The organism is Hydrogenophaga sp. (assembly GCF_018780385.1).
In the GTDB taxonomy this organism is placed as follows: domain Bacteria; phylum Pseudomonadota; class Gammaproteobacteria; order Burkholderiales; family Burkholderiaceae_C; genus Hydrogenophaga.
This window is the reverse complement of sequence record NZ_JADMJO010000084.1, coordinates 1-18,239: the sequence shown is the minus strand read 5'-3', so window position 1 is coordinate 18,239 and position 18,239 is coordinate 1. Positions and strand designations below refer to the sequence as shown.

Annotated in this window: 15 protein-coding genes, 1 tRNA gene and 1 pseudogene; 14 read left to right on the top strand and 3 right to left on the bottom strand. The window is 67.2% G+C overall.

Annotated features, from left to right (window positions below; translation table 11 throughout):
* The 5 genes and pseudogenes from IV113_RS20660 to IV113_RS20640 form a co-directional block, all read left to right on the top strand.
* Positions 1 to 316: pseudogene (locus IV113_RS20660) on the top strand (ATP-binding protein); the annotation flags it as partial.
* An 11-nt stretch (positions 317 to 327) separates the two neighbouring features.
* On the top strand, positions 328 to 921 hold the full coding sequence (locus IV113_RS20655) for a GNAT family protein (RefSeq protein ID WP_291088882.1): 594 nt from the start codon (positions 328 to 330) through the stop codon (positions 919 to 921).
* A gap of 15 nt (positions 922 to 936) precedes the next feature.
* The gene (locus IV113_RS20650; RefSeq protein WP_291088880.1) at positions 937 to 2,124 is read left to right on the top strand and encodes a VWA domain-containing protein; all 1,188 of its coding nucleotides are present in this window, start codon (positions 937 to 939) and stop codon (positions 2,122 to 2,124) included.
* A gap of 4 nt (positions 2,125 to 2,128) precedes the next feature.
* Positions 2,129 to 4,171: a BamA/TamA family outer membrane protein gene (locus tag IV113_RS20645; protein WP_291088877.1), complete on the top strand. Its 2,043-nt coding sequence runs from the start codon at positions 2,129 to 2,131 to the stop codon at positions 4,169 to 4,171.
* A gap of 11 nt (positions 4,172 to 4,182) precedes the next feature.
* Positions 4,183 to 8,277: a translocation/assembly module TamB domain-containing protein gene (locus IV113_RS20640; protein ID WP_291088874.1), complete on the top strand. Its 4,095-nt coding sequence runs from the start codon at positions 4,183 to 4,185 to the stop codon at positions 8,275 to 8,277.
* Between the two features lie 4 nt (positions 8,278 to 8,281).
* Here the strand turns inward: IV113_RS20640 and IV113_RS20635 are convergent, their stop codons facing one another.
* The gene (locus tag IV113_RS20635; protein ID WP_291088871.1) at positions 8,282 to 8,905 is read right to left on the bottom strand and encodes an FMN-dependent NADH-azoreductase; all 624 of its coding nucleotides are present in this window, start codon (positions 8,903 to 8,905) and stop codon (positions 8,282 to 8,284) included.
* A gap of 130 nt (positions 8,906 to 9,035) precedes the next feature.
* Here IV113_RS20635 and IV113_RS20630 point away from each other — a divergent pair, with 130 nt between their 5' ends.
* The 3 genes from IV113_RS20630 to IV113_RS20620 all read left to right on the top strand — a co-directional run bounded on the left by IV113_RS20630 (position 9,036) and on the right by IV113_RS20620 (position 11,084).
* Complete coding sequence (locus IV113_RS20630; RefSeq protein ID WP_291088869.1) at positions 9,036 to 10,007, top strand: LysR family transcriptional regulator; 972 nt, start codon at positions 9,036 to 9,038, stop codon at positions 10,005 to 10,007.
* Positions 9,998 to 10,072: transfer RNA gene (locus IV113_RS20625), tRNA-Arg, on the top strand. Before IV113_RS20630 ends, IV113_RS20625 begins: the two co-directional genes overlap by 10 nt.
* Positions 10,073 to 10,457: 385 nt before the next feature.
* Positions 10,458 to 11,084 (top strand): hypothetical protein, encoded by a 627-nt coding sequence (locus IV113_RS20620; RefSeq protein ID WP_291088867.1) that lies wholly within the window; start codon positions 10,458 to 10,460, stop codon positions 11,082 to 11,084.
* Positions 11,085 to 11,229: 145 nt separating this feature from the next.
* On the opposite strand, the gene IV113_RS20615 is transcribed toward IV113_RS20620, so the two are convergent.
* Positions 11,230 to 11,748, bottom strand: a complete 519-nt coding sequence (locus IV113_RS20615; protein WP_291088865.1) for a hypothetical protein — start codon at positions 11,746 to 11,748, stop codon at positions 11,230 to 11,232.
* Between the two features lie 590 nt (positions 11,749 to 12,338).
* Here IV113_RS20615 and IV113_RS20610 point away from each other — a divergent pair.
* The 6 genes from IV113_RS20610 to IV113_RS20585 all read left to right on the top strand — a co-directional run bounded on the left by IV113_RS20610 (position 12,339) and on the right by IV113_RS20585 (position 17,217).
* Positions 12,339 to 12,881, top strand: a complete 543-nt coding sequence (locus IV113_RS20610) for a L,D-transpeptidase (protein WP_291088863.1) — start codon at positions 12,339 to 12,341, stop codon at positions 12,879 to 12,881.
* Between the two features lie 286 nt (positions 12,882 to 13,167).
* Positions 13,168 to 14,682 carry an AMP-binding protein gene (locus IV113_RS20605; RefSeq protein ID WP_291088861.1) on the top strand — a complete coding sequence of 505 codons (1,515 nt, stop codon included), beginning with the start codon at positions 13,168 to 13,170 and terminating at the stop codon, positions 14,680 to 14,682.
* Positions 14,679 to 15,098: a PaaI family thioesterase gene (locus tag IV113_RS20600; RefSeq protein WP_291088860.1), complete on the top strand. Its 420-nt coding sequence runs from the start codon at positions 14,679 to 14,681 to the stop codon at positions 15,096 to 15,098. The genes IV113_RS20605 and IV113_RS20600 overlap by 4 nt, the downstream gene beginning before the upstream one ends.
* Positions 15,099 to 15,138: 40 nt before the next feature.
* The gene (locus IV113_RS20595) at positions 15,139 to 16,125 is read left to right on the top strand and encodes a tripartite tricarboxylate transporter substrate binding protein (protein WP_291088858.1); all 987 of its coding nucleotides are present in this window, start codon (positions 15,139 to 15,141) and stop codon (positions 16,123 to 16,125) included.
* Between the two features lie 4 nt (positions 16,126 to 16,129).
* Positions 16,130 to 16,945 (top strand): SDR family oxidoreductase, encoded by an 816-nt coding sequence (locus IV113_RS20590; RefSeq protein WP_291088856.1) that lies wholly within the window; start codon positions 16,130 to 16,132, stop codon positions 16,943 to 16,945.
* Positions 16,945 to 17,217: a hypothetical protein gene (locus tag IV113_RS20585; protein ID WP_291088854.1), complete on the top strand. Its 273-nt coding sequence runs from the start codon at positions 16,945 to 16,947 to the stop codon at positions 17,215 to 17,217. Before IV113_RS20590 ends, IV113_RS20585 begins: the two co-directional genes overlap by 1 nt.
* On the opposite strand, the gene IV113_RS20580 is transcribed toward IV113_RS20585, so the two are convergent.
* A complete protein-coding gene (locus IV113_RS20580) occupies positions 17,193 to 18,131 on the bottom strand; it encodes a LysR substrate-binding domain-containing protein (protein WP_291088852.1) in 939 nt (312 codons plus the stop codon). The genes IV113_RS20585 and IV113_RS20580 overlap by 25 nt on opposite strands.
* Between the last annotated feature and the right edge of the window lie 108 nt (positions 18,132 to 18,239).

The window sequence follows — 18,239 nt, the reverse complement described above, 5'->3', positions numbered from 1 at the left end:
CATCAAGTTCCCCGACGCCGAAACCATGCAGCGCATCGTGGACGTGCACTTCCCCAAGCTCAAGAAGGAACTGCTGGCCGCGGCCATGAAGACCTTTTACGACGTGCGCAACCTGCCCGGCCTGAAGAAGAAGCCCAGCACCTCCGAACTGCTCGACTGGCTCAAGCTGCTGATGGCCGAAGACATCCCGCTCGAAGCGCTGCAAAGTGCCGACAGCAAGGTCAGCATCCCGCCGCTGGTGGGCGCGCTGCTGAAGAACGAGCAGGACACGACGCTGTTCGAGAAGCTGGTGTTCATGAACCAACGCAACCGCTGATTGAACCCGCCATGGCTTTTGTCGAACTTGTCACCCTGCGCAACAACGGGATCGCCCTGATCCCGCTGTCGCTGGACCACGAAGACGGCCTGCGCGCCGCCGCGGCCGACGGTGAACTCTGGAAGCTGCGCATCACCTCGGTGCCCGAGCCGCACGAGACGCGCGGCTACATCGAGTCCGCGTTGAAGATGCGCGAAGAAGGACACCGCTTCGCCTTTGCCGTCACCGACGAGGCCTCCGGCAAAGTGCTCGGCAGCACCAGCTTTCACGACATCCTGCCGGCGGTGAAGCGCGTGGAGATCGGCTACACCTGGTACGCCAAAAGCGTGCAGCGCAGCCATGTGAACACCACCTGCAAGCTGCTCATGATGGGCCACGCCTTCGACACGCTGGGCTGCCACGTGGTGGGTTGGCGCACCGACAACTACAACTTCGCCTCGCAAAAGGCCATCGAGCGGCTGGGCGCGAAAAAGGACGGTGTCATCCGCGGCCACGCCTTGCGCCGCGACGGCACCATCCGCGACACGGTCATGTACAGCCTGCGCTCGGGTGAGTGGCCGGAGGCGAAAGCCCAGCTGCTCTACCTGCGGGCACTTCACGCCTGAAACCGGGAGATCACCATGCTGATCGACTTCTTCTACACCCTGCGTTCGGCCAAGCTGCCGGTCTCCGTCAAGGAATACCTGATGCTGCTGGAGGCGCTGCAGGCCGACGTGGTCGGGCCGCGCAACCCCGATGCCTGCTCCATGGACGACTTCTACTTCCTGGCGCGCACCGCGCTGGTGAAGGACGAGAAGCACTACGACAAGTTCGACCGCGCCTTCGCCGCCTACTTCAAGGGCGTGGAAATGATCGCCGACTTCACCAAGCCGATCCCGGCCGACTGGTTGCGCCAGGAGATGGAGCGCATCCTCTCCGACGAGCAGAAGGCCAACGCGCCCAAGATGGACTGGGACGAACTCATGGAGACGCTGAAAAAGCGGCTCGAAGAGCAGAAAGAGCGCCACGAGGGCGGCAGCAAATGGATCGGCACCGGCGGCACCTCGCCGTTCGGCAACAGCGGACAGAACCCACAGGGCGTGCGCATCGGCGGCAAGGGTGGCAACAAGAGCGGCGTGAAGGTGTGGGAGCAACGCGCCTACCGCGACTACGACGACACGCAGGAACTCGGCACGCGCAACATCAAGGTGGCGCTGCGCCGCCTGCGCAAGTTCGCGCGCGAGGGCAACGAGTTCGAGCTGGACCTGCCCGACACCATCCGCGCCACCGCGGCCAACGCCGGCTACCTGGACATCAAGATGATCCCGGAGCGGCACAACAACGTGAAGGTGCTGCTGCTGATGGACGTGGGCGGCACCATGGACGAGCACATCCAGCGCGTGGAGGAGCTGTTCTCCGCCGTCAAGAGCGAGTTCAAGCACCTGGAGTTCTACTACTTCCACAACTGCGTCTACGACTTCATGTGGAAGAACAACCGCCGCCGCTACGCCGAGAAGTTCCCCACCTGGGACATCATCCGCAAGTACAACAAGGACTACAAACTGATCTTCGTCGGCGATGCCACCATGAGTCCTTACGAAATATTGCAACCCGGCGGCAGCGTGGAATACAACAACGAGGAAGCTGGCGCCGAGTGGCTGCAGCGCCTCACGCACGCCTTTCCGAAGTACGCGTGGATCAATCCGGAACCTCAGGGCGTGTGGCAGTATCGACAGAGCATCAGCGTGGTCCAGCAACTCATGAGCCAGCGCATGTTCCCGCTGACCTTGAAGGGGCTGGAGGACACGATGAGATTGCTCTCCAAATAACTGCATGAAATGTTCAGTTCCGGACTCCATCCGCTGGGTGGGGTCTCTCCTGCTTTGCGCAGCCGCCCTGTGGCCGCTCGTGCTGCCGCAGGCCGCGTGGGCACAGGCGGTGGACGTGCCCGAGGAGCCCGCTGACGCGGACATGCCAACACCGGCTTCCGGCGCGAGCGCCCCGCGCGATCGGGCCGCGCCGCGCACACCCCGCCCGCCGGCCGCTCCCCGCTTCGAGATCGACCTGCAGGCGCCCGACGAGGTGCGTGATTTCCTGCTGCGCCACATCGAGCTGCAGCGCTTTCGCTTGCTGCGCAACCTCGACGCCAACGAACTCACCCGCCTGCTCAACGCCGCGCCCGCCAACCTGCGCGAGCTGCTGGCCACACTGGGGTATTTTTCGCCGCTGGTGGACGTGATCGGGCCACCCGCCCTGACCGAGGCCGCCGACACCGCCGCCGCAGGCAACGGCACGACCAGCACCCGGCCGCTGGGCACGGTGACCATCCGCGTCTCGCCCGGTCCCATCACGCGGGTGGCGTCGGTCACCGTGTCCTTTGTGGGCGACATCGCCACCGCCCCCGAAGCCAGTGAGCAGCGCGACACCATCCAGCGCGAGGTGAGCGTGATGCAGGGGTTGCCGTTTTCGCAGAGCGACTGGGACCGCACCAAGGACGCGGCCCTGCGCGCCCTGATCGCGCGGCGCTACCCCGCCGGACGGATCCAGAACAGCCTGGCCGACATCGACGCCGACAACCGCCAGGCCAACCTCCACATCGAGCTCGATTCCGGCCGCGCCATGCGCATGGGCGACGTGTTGGTGGAGGGCGCCCAGCGCTACGACAAGACCACGGTGGAGCGGCTGGTGCGTTTCTCGGGTGTGGTGCCCGGCAGCGACTACGACCTGGCCCGGTTGCAGGCCGCTCAGCAGCGCCTGATCGAGAGCGGTTACTACGACTCGGCCTTCGTGTTCGTGGAGCCGAGCATGGACGGCGAGACCCTGCCGGTGAAAGTGCAACTGCGCGAGAGCCTGCGCCAGAAGCTGGTGCTCGGCGTGGGCGGCAGCACCGACAGCGGCGCGCGCCTGTCGATCGAACACACGCACCACAGCGTGCCCGGCATCAACTGGCGGGCCGTGAGCGTGCTCAAGGTCGAACGCGTGGACCAGCTCGCCAGCACCGACTGGAGCTCCCCGCCGAACAACGACGGCTGGCGCTGGATCGCTGGTGGTCGGCTGCTGCAGGAGCAGGACGACTTCAACATCACCACCAGCCAACGGCTGCGCGCTGGCCAATCACAGGACGGCATCGAGTACGACCGCAGCTTTTATTTGCAGTACGACCGCGCGAGTGTTTTCAACGAAGCCACGCAGACCTTGCGCACGGGCGAGGCCAACTCGTCGATCACCGCCAACTACGCCTGGACACGCCGCCGGTTTGACGACCCGATCTCGCCCAACGCGGGCTACGGCCTGGCGGTGGAGCTGGGTGTGGGCTACACGCTGGGCACCACGCGCCTGCCCTTCACGCGCACGCAGGCGCGCTGGCTGGGCTACTGGCCGCTGGGCGACCGCTCGCCACCGCCCGAGCCCAAACCGGGTGAGGCGCGTGTGGTGAACCCGTCGAGCAACCGCACCAACCAGGGCCGCCTGGCGCTGCGCGTGGAAGGTGGCGCGGTGCTGGCCAAAGACAGCGCCGCCATTCCCGACACCCAGCTCTTCCTCACCGGTGGCGACGCCACGGTGCGCGGTTACGGTCTGCGCGACATCGGCGTGCGCCAGTCCGACGGCAGCGTGCTGCCCGGGCGCTACAAGGGCGTGGTGAGCCTGGAATGGCAGCGTCCCATCTTCAACGCCAACGGGCGCTCGCCGGTGGAGAGCGTGCTCTTCATCGACGGCGGCGCCGTGGCCAACCGCGCAGGCGACCTCAAGCCGTTGTGGGGCGTGGGCACCGGCGTGCGCTACAACAGCCCGGTGGGACCGCTGCAGCTCGACCTGGGCTACGGCCTGGCGACCAAGCGATTGCGCCTGCACCTCAACGTCGGCTTCACCTTCTGACGGTTGGCGCCATGAACGACGAGACCGATCCCCAGCCCAACCTGCGGCGCAAGCGCAGCGCGTGGCACCGGGTCGCGCTCTGGTTGCCTGTGGGGCTGCTCGGCCTGGTGCTGTCGGCGGCCGTGGCAGCGTGGGTATGGGCCGGCACGGCGGGGTCGCTGGCCCAGGCCATCCGCTGGGGACAGAGCTACATGGCCGACCAGGGACCGAGCGCGGGCACGCTGAGCGTGGCCGAGGTGCAGGGCAGCCTGCGCAACGGCGGCGAGATCGGCCGGCTTCAGTGGCAGCGCGACGAACTGCTCGTGCAGGCCTCCAGCGTGTGCATTGCGCTGGACAACCGCTTCTGGCTCGACGCCCTGCTCGCGCGCGGCCTGCGCCTTTCGCAATTCGACATCGGGCGCCTGCAGATCACCGACCGCCGCCCGCCCACACCGGTGGAGCCGCTGCAGCCCATCACCCTGCCCATGGCCGTCACCCTGCCATGGTCGGTGGGCGAGCTGGTGCTCGACGGCAACCAGGACATCTCGCTCAGCGGCCTCAAAGGCCAGTACCGCTACCGCCCGGTCGACAGCCTGTGGAAGCTCGGCGTGGCCGATGCCCACCAGCTTGATCTGGAGAACCTGCGGGTGGCCGGGGGCCTCTACCAGATCCAGGCCGTGATGGGGGCGCAGGCACCGATGCCGCTGCGGGTGGACGCGCAGGGCGAGGTGAGGGCCACCGTGCCCGGCGGCGAAGACCTCATGCTCAGGGCCATTGCCAACATCACCGGCCACCTGGCCGAGTCCGACGCGGCACTGGACGCCACGACCAGCCTGACCACCAGCACAGCCAGCGCCACCGACGCCCCCGTGCTCGACGCCACCGCGCGCATCCGCCCCTGGAAGGCCCAGCCCGTCGAGTCGGCCAACGCGCGCATGAACCGGCTCAACCTCGCCATGCTCTGGCCCCAGGCCCCGGTGACCGCCCTCACCGGCACCGCCACGGCGCAGCCCGACGGCGAGGCCTGGCGCGCCGAAGTGCGCATGACCAACGCCGTGCCCGGCCCCGCCGACAAGCAGCGCCTGCCCCTGCAAAGCCTGCAGGCCGATCTGGAGCAGCGCGGCACGCGCTGGACCCTCACCAACCTGGATGCCCAACTCGGCGGCGGCCGCTTGCAGGGCCAGGGCTGGCGCGAGCCAGCAGCCTCCCCCCTGGGCGACTTTCAGGGCGAACTCAGCGCGCGCCGCATCAACCCCGCCGCGCTGTGGAGCAGCATCGCGCCGGCCGCGCTCGACGGCACGTTCTCCGCCCGGGCGGTGAACGTGAACACGGCCAACCCGGCGATCGACATCAACGCGGTGGTGAAGCCCTCGGGCACCCAACCCAAGGCCGGTCAGCTCGCCGGCCTGCGCCTGCGCGACCTCAACCTGCAAGGCCGCTGGACGCCCTCGCCCGCCAACGCTGCGCTCGGCGTGCTCGACCTGCGCACGCTCAGCGCGGGTCTGGCCGATGCCATGCTGGACGGCCAAGGCAAGCTGGATGTGGGCGCGCGCAGTTTTGAAGGCCGGCTCGCGCTCAAGCTGCCCGGCGCCCAGGGCGACTGGCAAGGCCGCGTGGCCCACGCCCAGGGCAAGGGTGAGCTGAACCTGGCGCTGGACGACGCCGCGCGCGTGCTCGCCTGGGTGCGCAGCCTGCAGACGCTGCCCGTGGTCGGCCCGCTGCTGCGCGCGCAACTCGAGGCCCAGCCCGGTCTGCAGATCGAGGGCAGCGCCCGCCTTGGTGCAACCTGGGACGGTGGACTGGGCGTGCTCGGTTACCCCGCGCCGGTGACGGGCGCCGCTGCCGCCGCGCCGCCGCGCGTGCAAGCGCGCTTGCAGGCCCCGCGCCTGTCCATCACACGCGGCACGGCCGCGCGCGCGGCCGACCCTGCCACCGGTGCCGACGCCGTGGTCGGCACGCTGCAGACCCTGGTTCTCGCCAACCTGAACCTGCAAGCCGGTGGGCTGCCCCACCAGCTCAACATCACCGCCACCGGCCAGGCCGAACAAGGCCCCTGGCGCGGCACGCTGGACACCCAGGGCACGCTGCAACTCGGCAGCGCGCAAAAGCCCGACATCGACAGCGGGCGCCTCGACCTCACCCGCCTGCAACTGCGCGCCACCGACAGCGCGCGCAAGGACCGCGTGGTCGACTGGACGCTGCAGACCGTCACCGCGCTCGGCCTGCGCTGGCAAAACGCGCGCAGCGCCATCAACCTGCAGGCCGACGCCGGCCAGTTGCGCCTGCAACCCACCTTCAGCAACCGCGGGGGCGGCGCATCGGCGGCCACCACCACCCCCATGACCCTGGCCTGGGAGCAACTCAGCTGGCAACAGGGCGCGCTCCTCACGCGCGGCCAGCTCACCGGCCTGCCGCTCTCGTGGATCGACGCCCTCATCACGGCCGAAGGCGCACGCAGCGGCCCGCTCAGCCAGTCCGGCCTGGGCGGCGACGTGGTGTTCGACGGCAACTGGGACTTCTTCCTGCCCGCAGACGCCACCACACCCCCGCGCCTGAGCGCACAGCTGCAGCGCCGCAGCGGCGACCTCTCGGTGCAGACCGATGGCGCGTTTGATGAAAACACCACCTCCACCCAGCGCCTGCAGACCGGCATCAAGGAGGCGCGCCTGAGCGTGACCACGCAAGGCGCCAACGTGCAGGCCAGCCTGCGCTGGGACAGCGAGCGCCTGGGCCAGGCCAGTGCCGACCTGGGCACCACGCTGAGCCCACCCGGTGGTGGCCAGACGGCCTGGCACTGGGCGGCAGACGCACCCCTGCGCGGCACCGTCACGGCCAGCCTGCCCCAGGTGGGTGTGTGGTCGGCGCTGGCGCCACCGGGCTGGCGTGTGCGCGGCACGCTGGCCGCCGCTGCCACGCTCAGCGGAACACGCGCCAACCCGCTGTGGAACGGCACCCTGCGCGCCGACGAGCTCGCCCTGCGCTCCATCGTCAACGGCATCTCGTTCTCGCGCGGCGAACTGCGCGCCACACTGGCCGGCGAACGCGTCACCATCGAGCGCTTCTATTTGCAGGGCCGCGGTGGCGCCGAGGCGGGTGGCACCCTGCTGGCCAGCGGCACCACCGAGTTCCGCCGTGTCACGGTGGACGGCGTGAGCCAGCGCCAGCCCTACATCAACCTGCAGGCCACGGCCACGAAGCTGCGCGTGTCTTCCCGCGCCGACCGGCGCCTCACGGTCTCGGGTCAGTTGCAGGCCGAGCTGGTGGGCACGGCGCTGCAGATCCGCGGCCGGCTCCTGGCCGACTCCGCCCTCTTCGTGCTGCCCGACGAATCCACCCCCAGCCTGGGCGCGGACGTGGTGGTGCGCGGCACCGAGACCGCGCTGGAGACGCCGGGCGCGTTCCGCGTGCGGCCCGACGTGTTGGTCGACATCGACCTCGGCGAGGATTTTCAGGTGAGTGGTCAGGGCTTGCAGACGCGGCTGGCCGGCCAGATCAATGTGCGCAGCACGCCCGAGCAGCCCACGCCGCGCGTGCTCGGCGACGTGCGCACTGTGCGCGGCTCGTACCGCGCCTACGGCCAGCAGCTCACGATTGAAAACGGCGTGCTGCGCTTCACCGGGCCGTACGACAACCCCACGCTGGACATCACGGCCGTGCGCCCCAACACCAGCCAGCGTGTGGGCGTGCAGATCAGCGGCACCGCGCAGGCGCCGCGCGTGCGCCTGTTCTCAGACCCCGAACTGCCCGACAGCGAAAAACTCGCCTGGCTGGTGCTCGGCCGCCCGGCCAGCGGCGCCGGGGCCGAAGCCGCCGTGCTGCAGCAAGCCGCACTGGCCCTGCTGGCGGGACGCGACGGGCGGCTGGATGGCGGTCTGGCCAGCGCGCTCGGTCTGGACGAACTCTCGATTGGGGGCAGCGCCACCAACGCCGACGGCTCCGCCGCTTCGGCTGCGCTCACGCTGGGCAAGCGGCTGTCGAACAACCTGTACCTCAGCTACGAACGCAGCCTGGCCGGTGCGCTGGGCACGGTGAGCATCTTTTACGACGTGACGCGCCGCCTGACGGTGCGAGCGCGCGCCGGTGAAGAAAATGCTTTGGACTTGATCTTCACCATTCAGTACGACTGACCGCTCAGGCCAGTGCGGCCTCGGCCGTGTGGCTGGCGATTTCGCCTTCGGCCGTCGTCAGCGCCTGGGCCTTGGCGTCCGGGCCCATGGCCACGCCCTCGGCGCGCACGAAACGCACATCGGTGATGCCGATGAAACCCATCACGGTCTGCAGGTAACTTTCCTGGTGTTCCATGGCGCGGCCACCTTCGCTGGTGGAGTACACGCCGCCGCGCGTCAGCGCCACGATCACCGTCTTGCCGCCCGCCAGACCTTTCGGGCCCTTGTCGGTGTAGGTGAAGGTGCGGCCGGCCTGGGCGATGCGGTCGATCCAGGCCTTGAGCTGGGTCGGGATGGTGAAGTTGTAGAGCGGCGCGCCGATCACGACCACGTCGGCCGCGAGGAACTGGCTCACCAGCGCTTCGGACAGCGCGTTTTCACGGCGCTGCACCTCGGTGGTGGCGGCCTGGCCGGTGCGGAAACCCAGCGCGTCGGCGCTCAGATGGGGCACCACGTCGGCGGCCAGATCGAGGTGTTGCACCTGTGTGCCGGGGTGGGTCGCCACCCAGGCGGCCACAGTCTGAGCGGTAAGCTGGCGGGAAACGGACTGGTCGCCGGTGATGGCGGAATCGATGTGCAGCAGTTGCATGAGGTGCTCCAGAGAAAGGGGTTACCACGCGAGTGGCGATGGATAGATTCTGATTTCCGACCGAATATTTGATAAGTCGGCAAAATCACGCTAGACCGTTCCATCAACAGGACAATCAAGGCCCATTGCCATGCAAGACCTCAACGACATGCTGTATTTCGCCGAAGTGGTCGAGCGCGGCGGCTTTGCCGCGGCGGGCCGCGCGCTGGGCCTGCCCAAGTCCCGCCTGTCACGCCGGGTCGCCGAGCTGGAGGCCCAGCTCGGCGTGCGCCTGCTCCAGCGCACCACGCGCAAGCTCTCCCTGACCGACGTGGGCGAAACCTACCTGCGCCACTGCCAGGCGCTGCGCGAATCGGCCCAGGCCGCAGCCGATGCCGTGGCCCACGCGCAGACCGAACCGCGCGGCACCATCCGCGTGGTGTGCCCCGTCACCCTGGCGCAGACCGTGCTGGCCAATGTCATGCCGATCTACCTCGCGCGGCATCCGCAGGTGCGCGTGGAGATGGAGGTGAACAACCGCGTGGTCGACCTGGTGAAGGACGGCGTGGACGTGGCGCTGCGCGTGCGCCTCACGCTGGAGGAGAGCGGCAGCCTGGTCGTCAAGCGGCTGGACGCGGCGCGCTCGGTGCTGGTGGCCAGCCCGGCCCTGCTCGCACGCCAGGGCACGCCCACCACGCTGGAGGAGGCGGGCAGGCTCGACAGCGTCGCGATGTCGGCCGTGGATGGCCTGGTCAGCGTGCCCCTCATCAACGCCGAAGGCCGCGAAGCCGTGCTCCAGTACCGCCCCCGCTTCATCGCCGACGACCTGCTCACCCTCAAGTTCGCCGTGCTCGGTGGCACCGGCATGTGCTGGCTACCCGACTACATGTGCGAGGACGAGCTGCGCGAGGGCCGGCTGGCGCGCCTGCTGCCCGAGTGGTCCACGCCGGTGGGCGTGGTGCACGCGGTGTTTCCCTCGCGCCGGGGCCTGTCTCCAGCCGTGCGCAGCTTCCTCGATTTCCTGGGGGAATACGTGCCCGTGTGCGGCAATGTGCTGCGCCTGCCCGCGGCCGCTCGTGCAGGACAGCCCCCGTACAATGCGGGCTCGCTTTCGCGGCCATAGTTCAATGGATAGAACGGGCCCCTCCTAAGGGCCAGATGTAGGTTCGATTCCTACTGGCCGCACCAGACGCCGCGCAATGCAAGCGCGCCTGCGCCTGGCGGACTTTTCATGGTGTGCGCTGCGCCCACGCAACCAGAAAATCCCTGCGTTCCAAACCCCGACACAGCCGTGGGCCGCCGGCGTAGTTGCTCTGGCACGCAAGCAAATTCAGGGACTTGCAGAGCCTTGTGTCACAGCGCCAGCCGAAGGTTGCCTGAATTGATGCGATCGGCCTGTTCCGCTGCCAGAGATCTTGCGACGGAAGTGCCGTCCTGGGGTGCTCAGTCCGCATGATTCATGCATCCCCTGCCGCCTCCCCTCGACTACGATGTCGGAGATCGGCCAAAAGGAGACGCCCGACACGACCACTTGAATCTGGTCGAAGCGCTATCAATCGACCTACTCAACTGATTGAAAATGACGTACCGACTTGACGAAGCGAGTGAGATTCGCGGGCAGACCTTGGTGTCCGAGACGATCACACTGCCGGAGCACGAGTGCCGGGGGATAGTTGACTGCACTCTTTCAAACGGGACGCTGAGACTTGCTCAAACTAAGGGGCGTCCGCTGATTGTTCGGGGCACATTTGAGAACTGCGATGTACGCGCCGTTTCGCCCCAGAGGAACTATCCGCTGTTCAAAGCTAGTTTCATCAGTTGCAGGTTCAATGGTGTTTTCAGCGGATGCGATTTCGGTCGCTCGCACGATGTCGAGCGTGATGGGAGCTTCGGGGCAATAGCGGCGTGCGACTTCACGCATGCAGTCTTAGACGGATGCCGTTTCTTCAATGTTGACATCTCGACATTGCGGCTGCCAATGTGGCCAAATATCGTACTGATCGGGCTGCTCGAACGCGCGCAGGAAGTCACCACCTTCGCTTGGCCTGGTGAAATGGGACGCTTTATGCGAATCTGCGCAGACCAGCCTGCGTCACTAGCAGCATCGGTGCTCCATGTTCCGTCATTTGCCGGTCTGGTCGCCTGCACCGAAGACCAGGTGAGAACGGCTTTCGAAAAGTTTGGCGGATTGATGATGTAGCCGTCACCCAATCGTCCCAACCCTGCCGTGAGCGACTGCTATCGAGGAAGCTCGATGACAACTTCGGGTCCAAAGCGGAAACTCGATTCCGCAATCATTCAAAGGGGCATGTCTTGTGTAGGAAATTACGGATAGGGTGGCCGAACTAGGAATCTCGCGCTCGGAGCCCACGAATCTGTACAAGAAGGAGAACAAAGAGCGCTATCGGCAGCAACGATCGCCATAGATATCGATTCCATCTAAATGCGTCGGCATGCCAACGCTTTGTACCTTCGATAGTCGACAGCGACAACTTCTCGCGACCATCCTTCGATTTATATAAGAGGTGTTGTTGAAGAATGCCAAAGGCGGGATGAAACCAGACTTCGCCCTTTGCCCCATCTAGTAATTCCCCATGGTGCGGTGAAAACCTATCGCCAAAGTACCCATCCACAATCTCAAATTTTCCATCTGCTGTTGAGATGTAGTAACGATTCCTGACTTCCAAACGTGAAAACAAAGGCCGTCCTTGCTTTGTCTCAATTTCACCAAAGTAGTAGTGGGCGTTTTCCAGTTCTGGAAAAGGCAGGAAAAGTTTTATAAATAGTGGAGAAGCAGGTATCAGCGAAACGAAGCAAAGCACTAGCGTACAGAACGCGCCAAACCACTTTCTTTTATTGTCCATTTTCAGACTTTGCGTCAATCAAGTTGAGGGCATCGGGAGGAACCTACTCAGAAAGAAGTCGATGCGAAAGACTACAGACTTCCTGACAAGCAAACGGCCTCCTGGTGACCGCTCTTGGCCGAAAGCGGAAAGTCAGTCGAGCGTACCCTATGTCCGACAGCATTTTGAGCGGTTGGTGAGTTGATCTGCTCAAGCATTTGGACCTGCAAAGAATCGTAGAAGCCGGCTGGTCAAAGATCAAACCGGGCCGACCCTACGGCACGAGGTTTTGGAAGCCCTTGATTTTTTGAATGTCCCAGAGCAGTTACTGTGGCGCCCTACGATGAATGCGCCCCGGACTGAAGGAGCATTTGCGCTGCCTTTCGCCTGCTGTTGCGCGCTTTGCCATCCCGCAGGGCCAATAGCATCTGCCCACACGGCGGTCTTTCGGGGTCGTCACTCGTGGCAGTCGCGGGAGGTGCAAGCCTTTCCGCGTTCAAATGCGGTGGCTTTGCAACATGCGGTTCTCGATCCCTGGGCTCACAGTCGCGCTATTCGTCGCCCTGCTCGGCGGGCCGGCCCTGCCGGCCAGAGCCACGCCATCACCCAACATGCCAGCTGTCGCTGCGTTGGCGCTGGCCCGACAGGTGATTGCCTCGGCCGACCACGGAGGCCTGCCTTTCGCTGTCGTCGACAAAAAGGCGGCCGTGCTCACGGTTTTCCTGGGCAACGGCCAACTCGTCGGCTCCACGCCGGTGCTGCTGGGGGCGGACTATGGCGACCGGGCCGTGCCGGGCGTAGGGGCACGCACCCAGAGCGGACAACTGCGAAAGGGCGACCGGGTGACCACAGCAGGCCGATTCGTCTCCCAGCCTGGCCGCAACCTCGGGGGCGAATCCGTGGTCTGGATCGACTACGACAGCGCGCTGGCTATCCACCGATTGCGCCCAGGACTGTCGCAGCAGCACCGCGCGACGCGCCTGGCCTCGGCTGACCCGCAAGCGCGCCGCGTATCGGCCGGCTGCGTGGTGGTGCCGGTGGCCTTCTATGAAGCTGTCGTATCGCCTGTGCTTGGTCGCAGCCGCGCTGTCGTTTACGTGATGCCTGAAGCCGGCGGGGCGGCGGACGAACCATTGGCCCCCAGCAACGCCTGAGCGTGTCGCCGGTGAGCCCCGCAGTTTCTGCAGGGACTGGTTGGCATAAATAGAGGCCGAGTGGAAGCTGTCTTTGGCCAACGAGCGCGTGCTCTGGCGCCCTACGACAGCTCACCGCCGATGCGCAAGGTGGGCGCGGTGTTCTCAGGCCTCGGGATAACCCGCACGCCCCGCACAGCCTTGGAAGGTTTCGCCAACCGCATTGGCCGATCCAGCCATTGGGGGGATTCCAACCCGTGCCTACGCTAAGGCCTCGCTGTTTTGAACCCCACTGCCCGCAAATACCGTGTACCTCACCCAAGGCCTGCACCGCTCATTGCAACGACATCCGGACAAGATCGCGCTCACCCACGTGAGTGAAGGCCTTGTGCGTCAACATACCTTTGCCGAGTTGCTCGACGGCATCGGGCGCCACGCGGCTGCCCTGTCGGCGCGCGGTGTGCGCGCCGGTGACCGCGTCGCCCTGCTCGCGCCCAACCACGACCTGTTGGTGCGCGCGATCTTTGCGTGCTGGTGGATGGGCGCCACGGCCTGCCCGCTCAATGTGCGCTGGAGCCTGCACGAGATCGCACATGCGCTCGAAGACAGCGGCGCGCGCCTGCTGCTGATCGACGAGTCGCTCACGGCGCAGGCTCATGGCCTGAGCCTGCCCACGGTCGACCTGGTGCAACTGGCCGACGAAGCTCGCGCGCTGGCGCCTCTCCCCGACGCGCGCGCCTGCGGCGAGCAACTGGCCGCCATCCTCTACACCGGCGGCACCACCGGCAAGTCCAAGGGTGTGATGCTCACGCACGCCAACTTCTGGACCGCCTCCATGACGCGCGGCGCAGAGCTCAACAACGCGCCCGACTCGGTCTCGCTGCTGGTCGCGCCGCTGTTTCACGTGGCCGGCCTGGGCCGCCTGATCGGGCAGACCATCGTGGGCGGCACCTGCATCACGATGGCGCAGTTCCGGCCCGCGGCGGTGCTCGAAGCGATCGAGACCCACGGCATCACCGACACCATCCTGGTGCCCACCATGCTGCAGTCCCTGATGGACGAGCCCGGCTTCCAGCCTGAGCGTGTGCGCAGCCTCGACCGCATCGCCTTCGGTGCCGCGCCCATGCCGCCCGACCTGCTCGAACGTGCCTTGCTCGCGTGGCCGCACGCCGACTTCTTCCAGGCCTATGGCCTGACCGAAACGGCCGGCGCCCTGTGCATCAACCTGCCCGAGAACCACCGTTCCCCCGAGGCCCGGGCGCGGGGCCGCCTGCACTCGGTGGGCCGCGCGGGCCTGGGTGCCGAAATCCTCATCGTGGACGAAAGCGGCCACCCGCTGCCTCCCGGCGAGGTGGGTGAGATCGTGGCCTGCGGCCCCATGGTCACCCGCGGCTACTGGAACAACCCGCAAGCCACCGCAGGCGCATTTCGCGACGGCTGGTTTCGCACCGGTGACGCCGGGCGCATGGACGCCGACGGCTTCCTCTTCATCGTCGACCGCATCAAGGACATGATCATCACCGGTGGCGAAAACGTGTACTGCGCCGAGGTGGAAGGTGCTCTGCGCAGCCACCCGCTGGTGTCACACGCCGCGGTGATCGGCCTGCCCGATGCGCGCTGGGGCGAGGCGGTGCACGCGGTGGTGGTGCTGGCCGAGGGCGTGGCACCGGAGCGACTGCCGGTGGACGAGCTGCGCGCCTGGTGCCGCGAGCGCCTGGCCGGCTTCAAGTGCCCGCGCAGCGTGGTCTATGTGCCGGCGCTGCCGCTGTCGGCGGCCGGCAAGGTGCTCAAGAACGTGTTGCGCGAGCAGGCCCGGGCATGACCATGAAAGCCGTCACTGGACACGATCCGCGCCAGATGTTCAGCCAGGTGCCGTTCACCCGCCTGCTGCAGATGCGGCGCGAGTTTTCCGAAGGCGGCAAGGCCCGCCTGTGCATCGACGCACGCGAAGAACTGGGCAACGTCATCGGCGCCATCCACGGCGGCGTGGTCATCACGCTGATCGACGTGGCCATGGCCAGCGCAGCCGTCTCGCATTGCAATTTCGAGCGCACCGCCGTGACGCTGAACCTCAACACCAGCTTCCTCGAACCGGGGCGCGGCTCGCTCACCGCCGACAGCGAGCTCGTGAGCTGCGACGACCAGGTGGCCTGGTGCAAGGCGGTGGTGACCGATGCCGACGGCCGTGTGGTGGCGCGCGGCCAGGGGACTTTCCGTTACCTGCCACTGCCCCAGTGAGACCCATGGATTTCCGTTCACACAACACCAGGAGACGCACATGAATCGTTCAACCCTCGCCTTCAACCGCCGCCAGTTCATCGGGGGCGTCGCCGCCCTCGGCGCCAGTGCCGTGGCCGCGCCCGCGCTGGCCAACACCGCGTTCCCGGGCCGGCCCATCCAGTTGGTGCTGCCCTTCCCGCCCGGGGGTTCCTTCGACCCCGTCATCCGCTCGCTGGCGGAAGCCGCCTCGAAGGAATTCGGGCAACCCGTGGTGCTCATGCACCGCCCGGGCGCCGGTGGCGTCAGCGGCACCGCCAACGTGGGACTGATGAACGAGGCCGATGGCTACACCATCGCCGTCATGCACAACTCGGTGATCCGTGCACCGCTGGTCCAGCGCGTCACCTGGCACCCGCTGAAGGATTTCACCTACCTCGGCGGCCTGTTCGGCCTGACCACCGGCGTGGTGGTGGCCAAGGACGCGCCGTGGAAGAACTTCGGCGAACTGATCGCCGACGCCAAGAGCCGCCCCGGTGTCGTGACCTGGGGCAACGTGGGCGCCATCAGCATCAACCGCATCACAGCCCAGCGCATGGCCCGCGCCGCCGGCGTGAGCTTCAACATGGTGCCGTTCAAGGGCGGTGGTGAAGCCTTCCAGGCCTTGCTGGGCCGCCACCTCGACGTCTACAGCGACCCGGGCTTCGGCGCACAGGTGCGCGGCGGCGGTTGCCGCCTGCTCGCCACCTTCACCGAGCAGCGCCTGAAGAACTACCCCGACGTGCCCACGCTCAAGGAGCTGGGGCACAACTTCTCGATCGAATCGCCGGTGGGCCTGGTGGCACCGAAGAACCTCGACCCGAAAATCGTCGCCCGCCTGCACGAAGGTTTCCGCAAGGCCGCCACCGACCCGGCCTACCTGGCCAACCTCGACCTCTACGACATGGTGCCCCAGCTCACCAGCGCGGAGGCCCACACCGCCTTTGCCCACGCCCAGTTCGATCGTGAGCAGAAGATGCTCGCCGAGATCGGCTTCAAACTCGACTGAACCCATGACCACGACTCCCTTTGACTTCACCGGCCGCCATGTTTTTGTGGCGGGCGGCTCCTCCGGCATCAACTTCGGCATCGCGCAGGGCTTCGCCCGCGCGGGTGCGCGGATCAGCCTCATCAGCCGCTCGCAGGACAAGGTGGACGCCGCCGTCGAACAACTCAAGGCCCTGGGCACGGACGCCTTCGGCCTCGCGGCCGACGTGCGCCAGCCCGACGCCGTGAAGACGGCGGTGGAGGCCGCCGCCGAGCGCTTCGGCCCCATCGACGTGCTGGTCTCCGGCGCGGCGGGCAACTTCCTGGCCAGCGTGCTCGACATGTCGCCCAACGCCTTCAAGACGGTGGTGGACATCGATCTCATGGGCAGCTTTCACGTGGCGCGCATGGCGCACCCCCACCTGCGCCAGCCCGGCGCCTGCGTGATCCAGATCTCCGCCAGCCAGGCCTTCACGCCCACGCCCTTCCAGGCCCACGTGTGCGCGGCCAAGGCCGGTGTGGACATGCTCACCCAGGTGCTGGCCATGGAGTGGGGGCCGCAAGGCATCCGCGTGAACTCCATCGTGCCCGGGCCGATCGCCGACACCGAAGGGCTCAAGCGCCTGGCCCCCACCGAAGAGACGCTCAACGCCATGGCGCAGCGCGTCCCGCTCAAGCGGCTGGGCCGCACCGAAGACATCGCGCGCATGGCCATGCTGCTGGCCAGCGACTGGGGCAGCTACATCACCGGCGCCATCATCCCGGTGGACGGTGGCCTGGGCCTGACCGGCCCGCGCGACTTCACCGCCGCGGCCGCCGCCTCGCGCCGGGAGACGCGCTGATGGACGAGGAGGTGCGCCTGATGGGCCTGCTGCAGCAGGCCCTGGTGAGCGCCGCGCGCACACGCCTGAACGACACCGCCCGCGCGCTCGGCGCGACCGACATCAGCGTGGTGTTCACCGCCCCGGCCCGGGGCGAGCTGCAGGCCAGTGGTCAGGCCACCGGCGGTGGCCGCTCGGTGTGCTTCTGCGAAGCCGAACTGCGCGACGCCGCCGGCCAGTCCGTGGCCCGGGCCATGGGCACCTTCCGTTACCGGGCAGCGTCCGGCGCCTGATCGGCCGCTGCCGAGGCCGCCTGAGCATCCTCGGTCAGCAAGTCCACCAGATCGCGGGCGAACACCGGCAGCGTGTCGAAGTTGCGCACGCAGATCTGCATGGCCCGCAGCGACCATGCGTCCGACAGCGGCACGATGTGCAGCGCCATGTGGCGCGCATGCCGCCGCGCCGCCGACGCCGGCAACACACCCACACCCACACCCTCTTCGATCAGCCGGCAGGCCACCTCGAAGCTGCTGACCTGGATGCGCAGTTGCAGCGTGCGCGACAGCCGCTCGCAGGCTTGGCGCAGGAAGGCGTGGATGGCGCTGGCTTCGTGCAGACCCACGTGCAGGTAGTCCAGCGTGCGCTCGAAGGGCACCGCCGCTTCCACCGCCAGCTCATGGTCGCGCGGCAGCACCAGCACCAGATGGTCCTGGCGGTAGGGCTTGGTTTCCAGGTTCTCGGTGCGCACCGAACCGGCCACGATGCCGATGTCGGTCTGGCCGTCGGTGACCGCGCGGATGATGTCGTGGGACAAGCGCTCGCGCAGGTCGATGTTCACGTCGGGGTGCGAGCGCAGGAAGGCCGCGAGCACCGGGGGCAGGTACTCACTGAGCGCGGTCGTGTTGGCATACACCCGCACATGGCCCTTGACGCCCTGCGTGTAAGCCTGAAGGTCACCGGTGAGGTGTTCGAGCTGGCCGAGCACCATGCGCGCGTGGTGCACCACGGCCTGGCCCGCCGGCGTGAGGGTCACACCCTGGCTGTTGCGCCAGAACAGGCGCGTGCCGATGCTCTCCTCGAGGTTCTTGACGCGGGTGCTGGCCGCCGGAAGGGAGAGGTGGGAGGCCTCGGCCCCACGGGTGAGGCTGTTGGCTTCGGCCACCCGCACCATGAGGCGCAGGTCGACCAGATCAAAGTGCAGGGCCATGGCTCCGATTTTGCCACCCGGGCCCACAGCGAGGCGGGCCTTCAGAGCTGTGCGATCAGCTCAGGCACGGCCTCGAAGAGATCGGCCTCCAGGCCATAGTCGGCCACC